The sequence below is a fragment of the Pantoea sp. X-Soil-TKNS-1279 genome (assembly GCF_059730565.1).
This window is the reverse complement of the sequence record NZ_AP035948.1, coordinates 835,206-853,156: the sequence shown is the minus strand read 5'-3', so window position 1 is coordinate 853,156 and position 17,951 is coordinate 835,206. Positions and strand designations below refer to the sequence as shown.

17 protein-coding genes are annotated in these 17,951 nt (G+C 53.3%); 10 read left to right on the top strand and 7 right to left on the bottom strand.

The features are described from left to right. Positions 1-428 precede the first annotated feature (428 nt). The 3 genes from aroP to AC6I8N_RS03825 all read left to right on the top strand — a co-directional run bounded on the left by aroP (position 429) and on the right by AC6I8N_RS03825 (position 4,325). Entirely contained in the window at positions 429-1,784 is a 1,356-nt protein-coding gene (aroP, locus tag AC6I8N_RS03835) for an aromatic amino acid transporter AroP (protein WP_208724795.1), read from the top strand. A 172-nt stretch (positions 1,785-1,956) separates the two neighbouring features. Next, positions 1,957-3,369: a glycoside-pentoside-hexuronide (GPH):cation symporter gene (locus tag AC6I8N_RS03830; protein WP_208724794.1), complete on the top strand. Its 1,413-nt coding sequence runs from the start codon at positions 1,957-1,959 to the stop codon at positions 3,367-3,369. Continuing rightward, positions 3,366-4,325: a glycoside hydrolase family 43 protein gene (locus tag AC6I8N_RS03825; RefSeq protein WP_497830078.1), complete on the top strand. Its 960-nt coding sequence runs from the start codon at positions 3,366-3,368 to the stop codon at positions 4,323-4,325. Before AC6I8N_RS03830 ends, AC6I8N_RS03825 begins: the two co-directional genes overlap by 4 nt. Here the strand turns inward: AC6I8N_RS03825 and ampE are convergent. After that, the gene (gene ampE / locus AC6I8N_RS03820; protein WP_497830077.1) at positions 4,307-5,161 is read right to left on the bottom strand and encodes a beta-lactamase regulator AmpE; all 855 of its coding nucleotides are present in this window, start codon (positions 5,159-5,161) and stop codon (positions 4,307-4,309) included. The two genes, AC6I8N_RS03825 and ampE, sit on opposite strands and share 19 nt — an antisense overlap. Positions 5,162-5,177: 16 nt before the next feature. Further along, complete coding sequence (gene ampD / locus AC6I8N_RS03815) at positions 5,178-5,729, bottom strand: 1,6-anhydro-N-acetylmuramyl-L-alanine amidase AmpD (protein ID WP_208724792.1); 552 nt, start codon at positions 5,727-5,729, stop codon at positions 5,178-5,180. 182 nt (positions 5,730-5,911) lie between these two features. Between ampD and nadC the strand changes: the two genes are divergently transcribed. The 4 genes from nadC (at position 5,912) to hofC (ending at position 10,010) form a co-directional block, all read left to right on the top strand. After that, positions 5,912-6,808, top strand: a complete 897-nt coding sequence (gene nadC / locus AC6I8N_RS03810) for a carboxylating nicotinate-nucleotide diphosphorylase (protein WP_497830076.1) — start codon at positions 5,912-5,914, stop codon at positions 6,806-6,808. Positions 6,809-6,987: 179 nt separating this feature from the next. Further along, positions 6,988-7,443 carry a prepilin peptidase-dependent pilin gene (gene ppdD / locus AC6I8N_RS03805; RefSeq protein WP_021184723.1) on the top strand — a complete coding sequence of 152 codons (456 nt, stop codon included), beginning with the start codon at positions 6,988-6,990 and terminating at the stop codon, positions 7,441-7,443. After that, complete coding sequence (gene gspE, locus AC6I8N_RS03800) at positions 7,430-8,818, top strand: type II secretion system protein GspE (RefSeq protein WP_497830075.1); 1,389 nt, start codon at positions 7,430-7,432, stop codon at positions 8,816-8,818. Before ppdD ends, gspE begins: the two co-directional genes overlap by 14 nt. Beyond that, positions 8,811-10,010, top strand: a complete 1,200-nt coding sequence (hofC, locus tag AC6I8N_RS03795; protein WP_021184725.1) for a protein transport protein HofC — start codon at positions 8,811-8,813, stop codon at positions 10,008-10,010. The genes gspE and hofC overlap by 8 nt, the downstream gene beginning before the upstream one ends. A 98-nt stretch (positions 10,011-10,108) precedes the next feature. Here the strand turns inward: hofC and AC6I8N_RS03790 are convergent, their stop codons facing one another. Continuing rightward, on the bottom strand, positions 10,109-11,149 hold the full coding sequence (locus AC6I8N_RS03790; protein ID WP_021184726.1) for a GMP reductase: 1,041 nt from the start codon (positions 11,147-11,149) through the stop codon (positions 10,109-10,111). A gap of 229 nt (positions 11,150-11,378) precedes the next feature. Here AC6I8N_RS03790 and coaE point away from each other — a divergent pair, with 229 nt between their 5' ends. The 3 genes from coaE to yacG are packed head-to-tail and all read left to right on the top strand — an operon-like array spanning position 11,379 to position 12,941. After that, positions 11,379-11,987 carry a dephospho-CoA kinase gene (gene coaE / locus AC6I8N_RS03785; RefSeq protein WP_497830074.1) on the top strand — a complete coding sequence of 203 codons (609 nt, stop codon included), beginning with the start codon at positions 11,379-11,381 and terminating at the stop codon, positions 11,985-11,987. A 4-nt stretch (positions 11,988-11,991) separates the two neighbouring features. Then, positions 11,992-12,735 (top strand): cell division protein ZapD, encoded by a 744-nt coding sequence (gene zapD / locus AC6I8N_RS03780; RefSeq protein WP_497830073.1) that lies wholly within the window; start codon positions 11,992-11,994, stop codon positions 12,733-12,735. 8 nt (positions 12,736-12,743) lie between these two features. Then, a complete protein-coding gene (gene yacG / locus AC6I8N_RS03775; protein WP_021184729.1) occupies positions 12,744-12,941 on the top strand; it encodes a DNA gyrase inhibitor YacG in 198 nt (65 codons plus the stop codon). Positions 12,942-12,965: 24 nt separating this feature from the next. Here the strand turns inward: yacG and mutT are convergent, their stop codons facing one another. The 4 genes from mutT to lpxC form a co-directional block, all read right to left on the bottom strand. Next, entirely contained in the window at positions 12,966-13,361 is a 396-nt protein-coding gene (gene mutT / locus AC6I8N_RS03770) for an 8-oxo-dGTP diphosphatase MutT (RefSeq protein ID WP_497830072.1), read from the bottom strand. A gap of 97 nt (positions 13,362-13,458) precedes the next feature. Beyond that, a complete protein-coding gene (secA, locus tag AC6I8N_RS03765) occupies positions 13,459-16,164 on the bottom strand; it encodes a preprotein translocase subunit SecA (protein WP_497830071.1) in 2,706 nt (901 codons plus the stop codon). Between the two features lie 69 nt (positions 16,165-16,233). Continuing rightward, the gene (gene secM, locus AC6I8N_RS03760) at positions 16,234-16,740 is read right to left on the bottom strand and encodes a secA translation cis-regulator SecM (protein ID WP_497830070.1); all 507 of its coding nucleotides are present in this window, start codon (positions 16,738-16,740) and stop codon (positions 16,234-16,236) included. Between the two features lie 268 nt (positions 16,741-17,008). Further along, entirely contained in the window at positions 17,009-17,926 is a 918-nt protein-coding gene (gene lpxC / locus AC6I8N_RS03755) for a UDP-3-O-acyl-N-acetylglucosamine deacetylase (RefSeq protein WP_021184733.1), read from the bottom strand. Between the last annotated feature and the right edge of the window lie 25 nt (positions 17,927-17,951).

Below are 17,951 nucleotides of genomic sequence, written 5' to 3'. Positions count from 1 at the left end.
AGTATTCACCTTGTGTCTATATGGCAGCCGTCACACTTCAGGGGATTATCATTGGTTAAATGCGCTAAACGGCTGGGATAAAGACAGAAATAGAGCTGCGGGGCGAATTGTTAACAGAATCCGCTTTTACCAAACCTTACACAGGCTTAGCGTATCCCTTCCACACTCACCATAAGGGAAAGCTATTCGTGTTTATTACCAATTCATGTCAGAAATACCGCGTCAGCGCGGCAGTGGATGCTGCTGCTTTTCCAGGCGTCTCTTAGCACAAAAAGCAAAAGCAGGTGCAAAGCGTCGCGCTTATCACTATTCTGGTCGCCAAGGTAGCTCACGTATGCACACAGCACGCCAGATACCGTAAATAAATGAGTACGTTATGTAAAAATAGCCTTACATTGGGCGAAAAATAACAACATCACGAGGTTCGTATGGAACAACAGCATGGCGACACGCTGCACCGCGGCTTGAAAAATCGCCATATTCAGCTGATTGCGCTGGGTGGTGCCGTAGGTACTGGTCTGTTTCTGGGTAGCGCTTCAGTCATCAAATCTGCCGGCCCGGCCGTTATTCTGGGCTATGCAATTGCCGGATTTATTGCCTTTCTGATTATGCGCCAATTGGGCGAAATGGTAGTGGAAGAGCCGGTTGCCGGTAGCTTCAGCCATTTTGCCTACAAATATTGGGGCAACTTCGCCGGTTTCGCCTCTGGCTGGAACTACTGGGTGTTGTATGTACTGGTTGCCATGGCCGAGTTAACCGCCGTGGGTAAATATATCCAGTTCTGGTGGCCCGACTTCCCCACCTGGGCAACCGCCGCCATCTTCTTTGTCGCGATCAACGCCATCAACCTGACCAACGTGAAAGTGTTTGGTGAGATGGAGTTCTGGTTTGCCATCATCAAAGTCGTTGCGGTCATTGGTATGATCCTGTTTGGCGGCTGGCTGCTGTTCAGCGGCAATGGCGGCCCGCAGGCGACCGTCAGCAACCTGTGGAACCAGGGCGGCTTCCTGCCGAATGGCTTTGGTGGGTTGGTGATGATGATGGCGATCATTATGTTCTCGTTTGGCGGTCTGGAGCTGGTGGGGATCACCGCTGCGGAAGCCGACAACCCGGAGCAAAGCATCCCTAAAGCGACCAACCAGGTGCTGTGGCGTATTCTGATTTTCTATATCGGCTCACTGGCGGTGCTGCTGTCGCTGCTGCCGTGGACTCGCGTCACCGCTGACACCAGCCCGTTTGTACTGATTTTCCACGAACTGGGTGATGCGCTGGTGGCGAATGCACTCAACGTGGTGATCCTGACGGCGGCACTGTCGGTGTATAACAGCTGCGTTTACTGTAACAGCCGCATGTTGTTCGGCCTGGCGCAGCAGGGCAATGCCCCGAAAGCCCTGTTGAAAGTCGATAAACGCGGTGTACCGGTGGCAACCATTCTGGTGTCTGCGGTAGCAACTGCCCTCTGCGTGCTGATTAACTACCTGATGCCTGGCGAAGCCTTCGGCCTGTTGATGTCCCTGGTGGTTTCGGCGCTGGTGATTAACTGGGCGATGATCAGCCTCGCTCACCTGAAATTCCGTAAGAAGAAAGACCAGCAGGGCGTTACCACACGTTTCCGCGCCATCCTTTACCCGCTGGGTAACTGGATCTGTCTGGTGTTCCTCGCCGGTATTCTGGTGATTATGGCGATTACTCCCGGCATGGCGATTTCGGTCTGGCTGATTCCGGTTTGGCTGGTAGTACTGGCTATCGGCTACGCGATTAAAAACAAAGCGCAGCAAGCGTAAATCTGCCCACTCTGCCCGCCCTTGATCGGCGGGCAGAGATCTTCCTTCTTTAGATCTCCCTCACACTTTTTTCCGCCCAGGTGTTTTGTCCATCATCCTGACCAAATGGTCCCCGCCAGATTGCTGATTTTCCGCTAATAATTTTCCCACTGGTTATTACTGGAGAACAACAATGAAAGGAACCGCGCTCTCATTTCGGGAAAAGCTGGGATACGGCATGGGCGATGCCGGATGTAACATGATTGGCGGGGCCATCATGCTCTTCCTTAACTATTTCTATACCGATGTGTTTGGCCTCGCACCGGCGCTGGTCGGCACCTTATTGCTTTCCGTGCGGGTACTGGATGCGGTGACAGACCCGATTATGGGTGCCATTGCCGATCGCACGCAAAGCCGCTGGGGCCGTTTCCGCCCCTGGCTGCTGTGGATCTCCGTCCCCTATGTTCTGTTTAGCGTGTTGATGTTCACCACTCCGGACTGGAGCTATGAAAACAAGGTCATCTGGGCCTTTGTTACTTACTTTTTGATGTCATTAACCTACACCGCCATCAATATTCCTTACTGCTCGCTGGGTGGCGTCATCACGAATGATCCGGGTGAACGCGTCTCCTGCCAGTCATACCGTTTTGTCATGGTCGGGGTTGCCACATTGATTTTATCCCTGTCGCTGTTGCCAATGGCCGAGTGGTTTGGCGGCGACAACAAAGCGCGTGGTTATCAGATGGCGATGAGCGTGCTGGCACTGATTGGCCTGGCGATGTTTCTGTTCTGCTTTGCCACAGTACGTGAGCGTATTCGCCCGGCGGTACCCACCAATGATGATTTGAAAAACGACCTACGTGACGTGTGGAAAAATGACCAGTGGGTACGCATTCTGCTGCTGACATTCTGCAACGTCTGCCCGGGTTTTATCCGTATGGCCGCTACCATGTATTACGTCACCTGGGTAATGGGTCAGTCGACCCATTTTGCCACCTTATTTATCAGCCTGGGCGTCATTGGCATGATGCTGGGCAGCACGCTGGCAAAAGTGCTGACCGATCGCTGGTGCAAATTAAAAGTGTTTTTCTGGACGAACATCGCCCTGGCGCTGTTTTCCTCTGGTTTCTACTGGATCAACCCGCATGCCACTCTGAGCGTGGTGATCGCCTACTTCCTGCTGAATATCCTGCATCAAATTCCTTCACCGCTGCACTGGTCGCTGATGGCCGATGTTGATGATTATGGCGAGTGGAAAACCGGCAAACGCATCACCGGCATGAGCTTCTCTGGCAACCTGTTTTTCCTCAAAGTCGGACTGGCCGTCGCCGGGGCGATGGTCGGTTTCCTGCTCTCCATCTATGGCTATGATGCCGGGGCGAAACAACAATCAGACCAGGCAATCAACGGCATTATGCTGCTATTCACCGTTATTCCTGGCGTTGGTTATCTGATCACCGCCGGTGTCGTCCGTCTGCTGAAAGTGGATCGAAAATTGATGCGTACCATTCAGGACGATCTGGCGTTGCGCCGCGCGAACTTTCGCGATCTGCAAACATCACGTCCCTCCTCTGCCGCCGTTATCGAACCCGGAGAAATTAAATGAGTCATTCCTGGCCTAATCCCTTTATCACGCAACGTGCTGATCCTTTTATTCTCCGTCATGACAACGGGTATTACTTTGTCGCGTCAGTGCCTGAATATGATCGTCTGGAAATACGTTATGCAACCACGCTGGCAGCACTGCCCGAGGCTGAACCGGTTGTGGTTTGGCACAAACCGGACACGGGACCGTTTAGCGCACTGATCTGGGCACCCGAGCTGCATCATATCAACGGCCAGTGGGTGATCTATTTTGCTGCTGCCCCCACGCGTGAAATTAAAGATGGCTTGTTCCAGCACCGCATGTACGCGTTGGTTTGTAGCGATGCTGACCCGCTGACCGGCCACTGGCAGCCGGTGCGTCGGGTGCATACGCCGTTAGACAGCTTCTCACTCGACGCTACACATTTTGTTCATCAGGGAAGAAACTGGTATCTGTGGGCGCAGAAAGATCCCGCTATCCCAGGTAACTCGAATCTGTATCTCGCTGAATTGCTTAATCCCTGGACGCTGAAAGGCACGCCACAGATGCTGAGCCGCCCGGAATATGAATGGGAATGTGCCGGATTTAGCGTGAACGAAGGTCCGGCGGTGATTCGTCATGGTAACCGGTTGTTTGTCACCTACTCCGCCAGCGCGACGGATGAAAACTATTGTCTGGGAATTCTCAGCATTGATGTGGATGCCGACCCACTGCAAGCAGCCGCGTGGCAAAAATCAGCGCGCCCGGTCTTCAACACCAGTTGGGACAATCATCAGTACGGACCAGGCCACAATAGCTTTACCGTCGACGAACAAGGGAAGGATGTACTGGTTTATCACGCGCGTAACTACACGGAAATTGAGGGCGATCCGTTATGGGATCCTAATCGCCATACGCGGTTGAAATACTTTGCCTGGCGTGATGACGGCACACCGGATTTTGGTGTGCCGCCCGCCGATCACACCAGCGTACCGTAGATGGTCAACAGCGCGACTACCACCACCAGCACCAGGGAAATGCGTTTTGCCAGCGCAACAGCCACGCGCGGGGTTTCCACTTTATCAACATGGGGATCCCGCGCCAGGGAGAACTGCGCCAGACTGGTCAACACCTGATATTGCGAGCGATGCCAGTCAGTCAGCGAGGCGAACCAGGCGGGCAACGCTCGCTCACCATGCCCCAGTAACGCGTAGGCAACGCCTGCAAGACGTACCGGAATCCAGTCCAGCAGATGTAAAATGCGGTCAACACCTGATTGCGCACGTTCCAGCGGGGTATGATGCTTTGCCAGCCAGCTTTGCCAGGCTCGCAGAAAGGCGTAGCCCACCAGCAGCACTGGCCCGTAAGGACCGCCCACCACGAACCAGAACAGCGGGGCCAGATAAAATCGGAAGTTAATCCAGATCAGCGCGTTCTGAAGCTCACGCAGAAATTCGCGCTCGCTGCACTCAACCGGCACCCCGTGAATCAGCGTCAGCTCTGCCGCCATCGCCTGATGCGCCGCCTGGTCATCGTGACTCGCTGCTTTCAGATAAGTGTGATAATGCAGGCGTACCGAACCTGCGCCAATACACAGCAATCCCACGACAATCCAGAACAACAGCTGCACCACACCAAAAAGCAACCCTTTCAGGCTCCAGGCCAGCAGCCAGACAATCAGCATGGCGATAACCGTCATCACCAGGGTGCGAAGCAGCGAAAAATGCCGGCGACCACGAAACAATGGCTCCAGCCGATGATCCAGCTGCCAGTGCTCACCCAGCTTAAACAATCGTTCCCAACCTAAAACCAATAACAAGCTAAACAACGTCATACCTGCTCCTGCTGATTCAGGGATTCTCCCGCTTTAAGGCATGTTTATAGCGTACCCAGTCAAATGCCGGTCCCGGATCGGTTTTACGTTCCGGCGCAATATCACTGTGTCCGGTGATACGTTCCGCTGTCAGCGGATAGTGTTGCATCAATAGCTCGGTTACCTGTGCCAGCGTCGCATACTGTGCATCGGTATAGGGCAGAATATCGGTGCCTTCCAGCTCTATCCCCATCGAAAAATCATTACAATTTTCCCGACCGTCAAACTGCGATGCCCCCGCATGCCAGGCTCGCTGGTCAAAGGAAACATACTGCACCAGTTCACCGTCGCGCCGGATCAGACAGTGCGCAGCCACACGTAAATGGGCAATATCGGCAAAATAAGGATGCGCATCCGCAGGCAGAGTCCCCGTGAACAGACGATCAATCCACGGGCCGCCAAATTCGCCGGGCGGCAAACTGATATTGTGAATAATCAGCACCGAAGGTATTTCATTTTCCGGCCGCTGATTGAAGTGCGGTGAAAGCACCTTACGCGCACTGCTAATCCAGCCATCTTCCAGTTTCATGCCGTTTTCCCTACGTTGAGGTCAGGCTGAGAATAACATGATTCTTTCCGGGAGCTTGTGAGTTAATGCGAAAGGCAGAGAAAGTTAAGGATACTAAACATTTCATCACCATGAACTGGTATTGACGCAAGAATCAGGCTAAGGTGTGCGCTCATTCTCTCGTCATCTGGAGCAGAAATAGTATGGCATCGCGTCGTTACGATCCCGATCATCGTCGTCAGGCATTGATCAGGCGCATTGAGCAGGACATCCCGGAAGCCGTTGCCTCTGCGCTTCGGGAAGACTTAGGCGGCGAAGTGGATGCCGATCGTGACATCACAGCGCTATTGCTCCCGGCAGACAAACAAGCCGAAGCCAAAATCATCACACGCGAAGCCGGTGTTTTCTGTGGTAAACGCTGGGTGGAAGAGGTCTTCATCCAACTGGGTAATAAAGTCACCATCACCTGGCATGTTGAAGATGGGCAAACCCTGACCGCTGACCAGTTGTTGTTTGAACTCCAGGGCCCGGCACGTCTGCTGTTGACGGCGGAACGCACCGCGCTGAATTTTGTACAAACGCTCTCTGGTGTGGCAACCGAAGTCAGTCATTATGTGGCCTTGCTGGCAGGCAGCAATACGCAGTTACTGGATACACGAAAAACCTTACCGGGGTTGCGAACCGCCCTTAAATATGCCGTGCTCTGCGGGGGCGGTAGTAATCATCGTCTCGGTCTGTCTGACGCCTTTCTGATTAAAGAGAACCATATTATCGCCAGTGGCTCGGTGCGCCAGGCCGTGGAGAAAGCGTTGTGGCTGCACCCTGATGTGCCGGTCGAGGTCGAAGTTGAAACGCTGAATGAGTTGCGGGATGCGCTGGATGCGGGTGCCGACATCGTGATGCTCGATAACTTCAGTCTCGAGATGATGCGTGATGCCGTGGTGCTGACACAAAAGCGCGCATTACTCGAAGTGTCCGGCAACGTGACAGAAACGACACTGCCGCAAATTGCGCAAACCGGGGTGGATTATGTCTCGGTAGGAGCGTTAACCAAACACGTACGCGCACTTGATCTTTCTATGCGTTTTCGCGAAACCTGATAGTCCCGTCGCGGTGCGGTGCGCTGCACCGCGAATCTGCGAGGTTGCTTCCAGTTCCCTGTTCAGCAGGCTGCAAATGCGGATCTTTTCTGCGTAACGTTTCCAGCCGTTTGATTTCATCGCTTTTTCTTTCCTGCCCCCTTTTTTACCGTGACGGCTCCACAACAAGGAGCCTGCTTATGGAACGACAACGTGGTTTTACCCTCATCGAATTAATGATTGTGATCGGCATTGTGGCCATCCTCAGCGCAATCGGTGTTCCGGCTTATCAAAATTATCTACAACGCGCCGCTCTGACGGATATGTTACAGACGATGGTGCCTTACAAGACGGCGGTGGAACTTTGTGCCATTGAACGTGGTGGCCCTGCTCAATGCCAGGCAGGTGATCGGGGGATACCGGCAGCCAAAGGTTCGCGTTATGTCGCGACACTTGCCGTCATCAACGGCGTCATCACGCTGACCGGGCAGGAAAGCCTGTCAGGATTAACGGTGGAGATGCAACCGGTGTGGAACAGCACCGATGGCACGCTTGACTGGCAACGTAGCTGTAACAGCGACAACAGCACCCTGCGCGAAAACTGCCTGGAACAGTTCCGCTTTGCCGACAAAGGTGGACGTCATGGAGAAGCCTGATGACATGCTCAAGACGCTGTGTCGGCGTCATAACGCGATAATCCTGCATCATGATGACACTTTGCTGCGCGTGGCTGTGTCCGGTACACCTGATCCGGCGCTTCTGGAGGCACTGCAATTTGCCAGTCAGTGCAAAGTCGAGGTGGAGTGCTGGCCAGCCGCCCGAATCGAGCTGCAACTCCACGAGCCGGGGCGTTCTGAGGTGCCCAAAGAACAGGCTGCGGTGGAGTCTGCCATCAACGCAGTGGAGTATATTCTGCGCCAGGCATTACAACGTCGTGCATCCGATGTCCATTTTGAGCCACAGCATCACGCGTTGCGTGTTCGGCTGCGTATTGATGGTGTCCTGCACAAGCTGGCGCAATTACCCGATGCTCAACCCGCTGCGGTGCTGGCCCGGCTGAAAATTCTCGGCGGGCTGGATATTGCTGAACGACGATTGCCACAGGATGGGCAATTTACGCTGGAACTGGAAGGGAAGCAGGCCTCCTTTCGTCTCTCCACCTTACCCATCAGCCACGGAGAGAAAGCGGTTGTACGTTTAATGCAGAGCGAAAATAGTGCGATTGCGCTGGATAAACTCGGCATGCCGACCAGCCAGTTGCGTCAGTTCAGCACGGCACTGGCGAAACCGCAGGGGTTGATTCTGGTAACCGGCCCAACCGGTAGCGGCAAAACCTTCACCCTTTACAGCGGATTGAGTGCACTCAATGTGCCGGAAAAAAACGTCTGTAGTGTTGAAGATCCGGTGGAAATTCCGCTTGAAGGTATCAACCAGACACAAATTCAGCCCCGCAGTGGGCTGGATTTTAATCTGGTGTTGCGCGCCTTATTGCGCCAGGACCCGGACATCATCATGGTGGGTGAAATACGTGATGCGGAGACGGCGGGGATTGCCGTCAAAGCCGCGCAAACCGGTCATCTGGTCCTCTCTACGCTGCATACCAACTCAACCGCTGAAACCCTGACGCGGCTTCGGCAAATGGGGATCCCCGGCTATCTGCTAGGTCCGGCGCTGCAACTGATTGTTGCACAACGGCTGGTAAGACGCCTGTGTATACATTGCCGCCAACCGGGGCAGGCAATTGCTCATCTGCCCCCCGAATTATGGCCGGGAACGCTCCAGACCTGGCGGGCTCCGGGGTGCGACCACTGTTTTTCTGGCTACTATGGGCGGTTGGCACTTTTCGAACTCCTGCCCATGACCGCCAAATTGCAGAACGCCATCTCAGCTGATATGCCACTGGAGCATCTGCTCTCACTGGCAAATCAGCAGGGAATGAAAACGCTGGTCGCCGCCGGACTGGAAGCGGTCAGTCGAGGGGAAACCTCACTGGAAGAGATGCAACGTGTGGTTGGATTGGGCAATGGCTAATCTCTATCATTTTCGCTGGCAGGCACTGGATAGTGCGGGTTTACTGCAAAACGGTGAATCATTAATCTCCACCCCGGATGCACTGCTGCACCAGTTGGCGGATCGTGGAATGATGGCCGTGAGTTGGAAACGGGGGAAGTGCTGGCGTGCGCGCGACTGGAAGTGGCAGCAAAAAAGCAACCTCATCCAACAACTTGCCACGCTGCTCAAGGCAGGGCTTCCTCTGGCAGAAAGCCTGGCTCTGCTTGCCGAAGGGCACCCCGATATCGGCTGGCGTACATTACTCAGAGGGTTGCAGCAACGGGTGCTTGCCGGAGTACCCTTTTCCCAGGCATTACGCGACTGGCCGCAAATTTTCCCGCCGTTGTTTCCGGCATTAATGCAGGTGGGAGAACTTACCGGGCAATTAGACGAATGTTGCCGCCAACTGGCGCAGCAGCAAACCGGCCAACAGCTTTTGCGTCAGAAAGTGGTCAAGGCACTGCGCTACCCATTGTTCATTATGCTGGTCGCGATAGCAGTGAGTGCTGGCATGCTGCTATTTGTCTTGCCGGAATTTGTCTCGGTGTACGCCAGCTTCGATGCACCACTCCCGGCACTCACTGCCGGTGTGATGGCATTATCAGCCTTGCTACAGGCGGTTGCTTTACCGTTACTGTTGACCTGCGGAGCCGTTGCCATTCTGGTTCAACAATTTTATCGACGATCTCCCCGCTGGCAGCGTCAATGCCAGCTTTGGCTATTGCGGCTGCCATTGCTGGCACCGTTATGGCGCGGCAGCCAGCTCACGCAAATTTATGACATTCTGCAACTGACACAGCGGGCCGGCCTGACCTTACTGCAAAGTTTGCAAGCGGTTGAAGTCACACTGGCTGCCCGACTTTGGCGTGAGGCTATCAGGGAATTGCAGCAACATATTGCAGCTGGCGCACCCTTGCACCAGGCTCTGCTACAACATCAATTGTTCACTCCCCTGTGTGCCCAACTCATTAAAGTGGGTGAAGAGGTGGGTGCTTTAGATGTCATGCTGTCACGCCTGGCGGAATGGCATCGGCAGAATACGCTGAGCCGCGCAGAGTCTCTGGCCGCAGCACTTGAGCCCATGATGATGGTCGTTATTGGCGGCATCGTGGGGACACTGGTGATTGCGATGTATCTGCCGGTATTTGGCCTGGGTGATGCTATTCGCTGATGGGCGTGCATTTTTATTTGTAGCGGCATGATTATTCGCGCAATTTCGTACGCGAAGTCAGAAAAGGCCGCGCGATAAATCGCGCCGCTACCGGTGAATCAGCGAGTAAACACCCGATTTTCCTGTTCCGCCACCCGAATAAAAGTGGTGCGTTTGGTCAGTTCTTTGAGTCTTTCCGCCCCAACATAAGTACATGCCGATCGCAGGCCACCGAGGATATCTTTAATCGTGTCGTCAACCGGACCACGCAGCGGCAGCCGAACGGTTTTGCCCTCTGCCGCACGGTACTGCGCAACACCACCAACATGGCGCTTCATGGCTGATTCTGAACTCATGCCATAAAACAGCATAAATTGCTCGCCCTGCTCCTCAACGATAGTGCCTTCACACTCATCATGTGCCGCCAGCATACCGCCAAGCATGACAAAATCGGCTCCGCCACCAAAGGCTTTGGCGATATCACCCGGTACGGCACAACCGCCATCACTGACGATCTGCCCCCCCAGCCCATGAGCAGCATCTGCACATTCAATTACCGCTGAAAGCTGCGGATAACCCACCCCAGTTTTCACGCGTGTGGTGCAGACTGAGCCGGGACCAATACCCACTTTCACGATATCCGCACCAGACAAAATCAGTTCTTCCACCATTTCCCCGGTGACCACATTACCGGCACAAATCGTTTTATCCGGGAAACTCTCGCGCGCACGTTGCAGGAACGCGACAAAGTGCTCGGAATAACCATTAGCAACATCGATGCAAATAAAGTTAAGTTGAGGTGAAAGCGCCAGAACGGCACTGAGTTTGCTGAAGTCTGCTTCTGACGTCCCGGTAGACACCATTACATGCCCCAGCACCGATGCGGGCACACGCTGAATAAACGCCTGCCAGTCTTCGACACTGTAGTGTTTGTGCACGGCGGTCAGCACGCCAAATCCTGCCAGCGCTTCTGCCATAGTGAAAGTACCGACCGTATCCATATTAGCGGCGATAACCGGTACGCCAGTCCAGCTTAGTGCAGAGTGTTTAAAGGTAAAAGTACGCTCAAGTTCAACATCAGAACGGCTTTTGAGAGTGGAACGTTTAGGGCGGATCAGTACGTCTTTAAAGCCCAGTTTAACATCTTCTTCAATACGCATAACGGGTGTCCTGGTTAGTGGCATCGAACCTCAGTTCGGGTAGCGCTCACGGCTCCAGTGTCGTTATCATACGCGCCATTCGTTCTACGACAAGACTGCGAATTTCACTTTATTTAAGCTACAATCCGTTAAATTTAGCTGAGAAAATCGATTGTGATCCTGCTCTCATCTTGCCTTAAGTTTTACGCAGGTTGTGGCAGCATGACGGTGCAGATTCCAGGAAAACGCTATGCCTTTTACCGTTGCGCTAACGGGTGGCATTGGCAGTGGTAAATCCACCATCGCCAATGCCTTCGCGGCGCTGGGTGCCGAGATCATCGACGCCGACACCATTGCCAGAGAAGTAGTTGAACCGGGTACGCCAGCATTGCAGGCGATCGTTAAACGTCATGGCGAATCGATCCTGACGGCAGAAGGCACGCTTTATCGTACACGGTTGCGCGAAATTATTTTTCAGCAGCCGCAGGAAAAAAACTGGCTGAACCAATTGTTGCATCCATTAATTAATGCGCGAACTCAGCAGTTAAAGGCACTCACTACCTCACCTTATGTGCTGTGGGTGGTGCCGTTGCTGGTGGAAAACGGCCTGCAACATCAGGCCAACCGCGTGCTGGTGGTGGATGTGGATGAGGCAACCCAATTGCAGCGTACGCAACAACGCGACGGGATATCTCTCGCGCAAGCCCAAAATATTCTTGCCGCGCAGGCCAGCCGACAACAGCGCCTGGCCGTCGCGGATGACATCATCGATAATAGCGGCACGCCTGATGATGCGCTGCCGCGTGTTGCTGAACTTCACCAGCGCTACTTGCGTCTGGCCGCAGCAGAACAGGATTAACATCATGAGTACAGTCGTTCTGTTTGAACATCCCCTGAATGAGAAAATGCGTACCTGGTTACGCGTCGAGTTTCTGCTTAACCAATTGCACGAAACCATCCCCGTCTCCAGTTCCGTTTCCGCGCTGGGTGTCTTCCGCATTCTTGCCGATTTGCTGGACATCTTTGAACGGGGTGACATGCGCACTGAACTGCTGAAAGAACAGGAACGCCAGCAGCAAAAGTTGCGCGCCTGGCTCGATGTCCCGGGAGTGGATCTGCAACGAGTGCAGACGTTAAGCAAACAGCTAAAACAGCAATCGAGCGAGCTGTTACAGGCACCACGTATGGGCCAGCAATTGCGTGAAGATCGTCTGATCGGGCTGGTTCGTCAGCGCCTGAGCATTCCTGGTGGTTGCTGTAGTTTTGATTTGCCCGGCCTGCATATCTGGTTGCATCTCGAACAACCGATGCGTGATGCGCAAGTCAACGCCTGGCTGGAATCGCTTAATCCACTGCGTAACAGCCTTGTGATGATCCTTGATTTAGTTCGCCAATCGGGTGTGTTTCGCAATCAAACCAGCCTGAACGGGTTTTATCAGGATAACGCCGAAGGTGCTGATTTGTTGCGGTTGCAACTCACACTGGAAGATGCCCTATATCCGCAAGTCTCCGGCCATAAGAGCCGTTATGCCATTCGCTTCCTGCCGCTGGACAGTGAACGTGGTGAAGTACCCGAACGACTTAACTTTGAACTGGCCTGTTGTTAGAGGATGTTATGCAGGAAGAGATGATTGTTGTACCTTGCCCCAATTGCGGTAAAGACGTGATGTGGGACGAACTGAGTCCCTGGCGCCCATTTTGTAGCAAACGTTGCCAGCTGATTGATTTAGGCGAATGGGCAGCAGAAGAAAAACGTATTGCCAGCAGCGGTGATATGACCGACAGCGACGACTGGAGCGAAGAACAACAGTAACTATCAGGGGCCTGGCCCCTGATATCAGATTTCTCCCGCCACCAGCCGTGCAATCAATGCATGGTTTGCGGGTGGGAATTCTTCTGCAACCAAGGCTGTTTGATCGACCCAGCGTTGCGGCTGCCCTTCCTTACCCCAGGGCTCGCCATGCCAACCTTCCACCAGAAAGAAGTGCAGCGTGACACGCAAATCTTCATAGCTGTGATCAGCTTGCCCAATTGGCTGAGCTGCCGTCACTTCAATCCCCGTCTCTTCCATTAGCTCACGCTTCAACGCCTGTTCAGCGGTTTCGTCCTGTTCGATTTTGCCGCCAGGAAATTCCCATTTGTTAGCCATGTGGGAACTTGCTGCACGTTGAGCAAGGAAGATCTGGTGACTGGCATTGCGAATGATGCCCACCGCGACTTGCAGGTGTTTCATAAGCTGAATTCCGCTATAAGAATAAAATGAGTCGCTGATTCTAAAGCAGTCACCGTGAAAACGCATAAAAAAAGGAGCCAATCGGCTCCTTTCTTTATCAGGCCAGACGGCCGTGGCACTGCTTATATTTTTTACCTGAACCACATGGGCAAGGATCGTTACGACCGACCTTACGTTCGCCGCCCTGCGCCGCCAGCGCGGCAGCCGCTGCGGTCTCATCATCCACATGACTCAACTGCTGCTGCTGTGCCAGACGCTCAGCTTCTTCCCGACGTTGTTGCTCCATCGCTTCAACTTCTTCCGGCATACGCACCTGAACTTTGCTCAGGGTGCTGATCACTTCGTATTTCAGCGATTCCAGCATGGCGGCAAACATGGAGAAAGATTCGCGCTTGTATTCCTGCTTCGGATCTTTCTGCGCGTAACCACGCAGATGAATACCCTGACGCAGATAATCCATCGCCGCCAGATGCTCTTTCCACAGTGAGTCCAGCGTTTGCAGCATCACGCCTTTTTCAAAGTTACGCATCATTTCCACGCCCACCACTTCTTCTTTGGCAGCGTAGCTTTCTGTCGCATGCTTCATGATGCGCTCGCGCAGCGTCTCTTCATGCAGGTCAGGTTCTTTATCCAGCCATTCCGCAATCGGCAGATCCAGGTCGAAATCAGTACGCAGACGCTCTTCAAGGCCAGGCACATCCCACATTTCCTCCAGCGACTGCGGCGGAATATAGGTGTCGATGGTTGCTTTAAACACATCCTCACGGATGCTGTTGATGGTTTCTGATACGTCAGACACATCCAGCAGCTCGTTACGCTGGCTGTAGATCGCGCGGCGCTGATCGTTAGCAACATCATCATACTCAAGCAGTTGCTTACGGATATCGAAGTTACGGCTTTCTACTTTACGCTGCGCATTGGCAATCGCTTTGGTTACCCACGGATGTTCAATCGCTTCACCTGGCTTCATCCCCAGCTTACGCATCATGTTAGAGACACGATCCGAGGCGAAGATACGCATCAATCCATCTTCCATTGACAGGTAGAAACGTGAAGAACCGGCGTCACCCTGACGGCCCGCACGGCCACGCAGCTGGTTATCGATACGACGCGATTCATGGCGCTCAGTACCGATAATATGCAAACCACCGGCAGCCAGAACCGCTTCATGACGCTGCTGCCAGGCGGCTTTGATTTCTTCAATCTGTGCGTCGGTTGGCGCTTCCAGCTCCGCCACTTCCGCATGCCAGTTACCACCCAGCATAATGTCAGTACCACGACCCGCCATGTTTGTGGCGATGGTCACAGCACCAGGCTGACCAGCCTGTGCCACGATATCTGCTTCACGGGCGTGGAATTTGGCGTTCAGTACACTGTGTTTAATGCCGGCACGCGTCAGTTCGTTGGATACCACTTCAGATTTTTCAATTGAAATGGTACCCACCAGCACCGGCTGCCCATTGGCAGTACAGGCACGAATATCTTCAATGATGGCATCAATCTTCTCTTTCTCGGTCATGTAGACCAGATCGGCCATATCTTTACGCACCATCGGACGGTTGGTTGGCACCACGATGGTATCGAGTTTGTAGATCGAGCTAAATTCAAAGGCTTCGGTATCCGCTGTACCGGTCATACCGGCCAGTTTTTCGTAGATACGGAAATAGTTCTGGAAGGTGATGGACGCCAGCGTCTGGTTTTCGTTCTGGATCTCCACGCCTTCTTTGGCTTCAACCGCCTGATGCAGACCATCTGACCAACGACGTCCCTGCATCGTACGACCGGTGTGTTCATCAACGATCACAACCTCACCATCTTTAACGATGTAGTCAACGTCACGGGTGAACAACGCATGCGCACGCAGAGCCGCAGTGACATGGTGCATCAGCATAATGTTGGTCGGTGAATAGAGAGATTCACCCTCATCCATAATGTTCTGGCTAACCAGCAGTTCTTCGACTTTAACCAGACCGCGCTCAGTCATATGTGCCTGACGCGCTTTTTCATCCACCCAGAAGTCACCTTCGCCCTGGAAGGTATCGGAATCTTCTTTGTCCTGACGGATCAGGTGCGGGATGATTTTGTTGACCTTGATATACAGGTCAGAGCTGTCTTCAGCCGGGCCAGAGATGATCAGCGGCGTACGCGCTTCATCGATCAGGATGGAGTCGACCTCATCCACCAGCGCATAATGCAGTTTACGCTGCACGCGCTCTTCCGGGCTGAAAGCCATGTTGTCACGCAGATAGTCGAAACCATACTCATTGTTGGTACCGTACGTGATATCGGCAGCATAGGCAGCGCGTTTGGCAATTGACGGCATACCTGGCAGGTTGATACCCACGGTCAGACCAAGGAATTCAAACAGCGGACGGTTATTTTCGGCGTCACGTTGAGCAAGGTAATCGTTCACGGTTACGACGTGGACGCCTTTGCCACTCAGGGCATTCAGGTAAGCAGGCAGCGTAGCTGTCAAGGTTTTACCTTCACCGGTACGCATCTCAGCGATGCAACGTTCGTTGAGTACCATGCCGCCAATCAACTGCACGTCGAAGTGGCGCATGCCAAACACACGCTTACTTGCCTCACGTACGGTGGCGAAGGCTTCCGGGATCAAGCTTTCCAGGCTTTCACCTTTTTCCAGACGCTCGCGGAATAAACCCGTTTTCGCTTTCAATTCGTCATCGGAGAGCTTTTCAAAATCCGGCTCCATCTTATTGATGACATCCACGACTTTGCGCATGCGGCGCAGAGTACGATCATTGCTACTACCAAAAACTTTAGTTAATAATTTGATTAACATGATAATTATTTTCTCAATTCAGTCGTGACACCACGAACTGCGCAATCTAAACAAAGTGAGTGAAAAAGGTTAGCAATTGAGCAATGAAGGTCCGGCGCGAATGCCCTGAAGAGCAGACAACCAGAAAGCGGGGGTATTAATTTGCGGTTCTGAGACGCGAACAGCGCGTTGCGGTTCGGCAACCATCTGTGGCTTCGCCGGTGAAGTCAGCAATGCTTGTAATGAATCGATGAGCGCCAGCTTTTGTGCTGCCAGCGGAGCCACCTGATCGCTCTGCGCCTGCGCCGGTGGCGTCATGCTGAAAGAGAGATGGCGAATAACGGTGCGAATGGCATGTTGATGCCAGTAATCGACATTAAAACTTGGGCGGCGTGCCGTTTCCTGGAGACGGATCAGGTGGTCGAAACGGACGATATTACCGACAAACAGGCTGCTGACAGGGGTATCAGCGGAAGTAGGTTCGGAGGTTTGCGCACACGCGGGCAAGCCAAAACTGGCTGCAACCATCCCCAACAGGAGATGCGGCCAGAAGTAGCGTCTGCCAAATTGTCGCCAGCGTGAGAAAATCCCGATCACAACCCGTCCACAATGCTTCAGTAAAATAGTATTCCCGCCTGCGGCGGTACTTACCCTGCCAATTCAGGCGCCTGATAATAGCATTTATGTGTGACTTCCACACCAGTGATTCAATGGTCGTCGGGCGAATTCACGCTTTTTCGTACAAGAACTAACCCGTGTTGACAGTGAAATGCGAGTCGTTACGCAGAAAGGATAGAGAATAAAAAAACGGCAGGTTCCACTGACCGGAGAGAGTGTCAGGGAGACCCGCCGTTTTATGTCTGACTTACGCCAGAACCAGATTGGGTGCTTTGAATGCCAGCGGCAGTTCAGCTTCGTCTTCGAAGGTTGCCCATTCCCAGGCTTCCTGCTTCGCCAGTACCGCTTGGAGCAGCTTGTTGTTCAATGCATGGCCTGATTTAAAGGCGGTAAACGCGCCAATAACGTTGTGGCCGCACATAAACAGGTCGCCGATCGCGTCCAGCATTTTGTGACGAACGAACTCATCCTCAAAGCGCAGACCTTCTTCGTTCAGTACGCGGAAATCATCGAGGCCAATCGCACAATCTAAACTACCGCCCAGGCACAGGCCTTTAGACTGCAGATATTCGATTTCACGCATAAAGCCGAAAGTACGCGCACGGCTGATCTGGCGAACAAACGCCTCGGCCGAGAAGTTCAACTGATAGCGCTGCGAACTTGAATCAATTGCCGGATGTTTGAAATCGATGGTGAAGTCGAGTGAGAAACCATTGTACGGTTTAATCTCTGCCCACTTGTCGCCATCTTCAACGCGCACCGCTTGCTTAACACGCACAAATTTCTTCGCGCTGTTCAGCTCTTCGATGCCCGCATCCATCAGCAGATAGATAAAAGGTGCAGCACTGCCGTCCATGATCGGGATTTCCGGCGCATCGACTTCAACAATGATGTTGTCGATACCCAGGCCCGCCAGCGCGGCGTTCAGGTGTTCTACGGTCGAAATACGCACGCCTTCATCATTCACCAGGCAAGTACTCAGCATGGTGTCGCGCACGTATTTTGCATCAGCCGGGAAATCTACCGGTGGATTCAAGTCTGTGCGACGATAGATGACCCCGGTATTAGCCGACGCAGGGCGTAAGGTCAGCGTGACTTTTTTACCGGTATGTAAACCGACGCCAGTCGCCTGAACAATACGTTTTAATGTCCTTTGTTTGATCATCGCATTATCTCGCAATATTACCCAT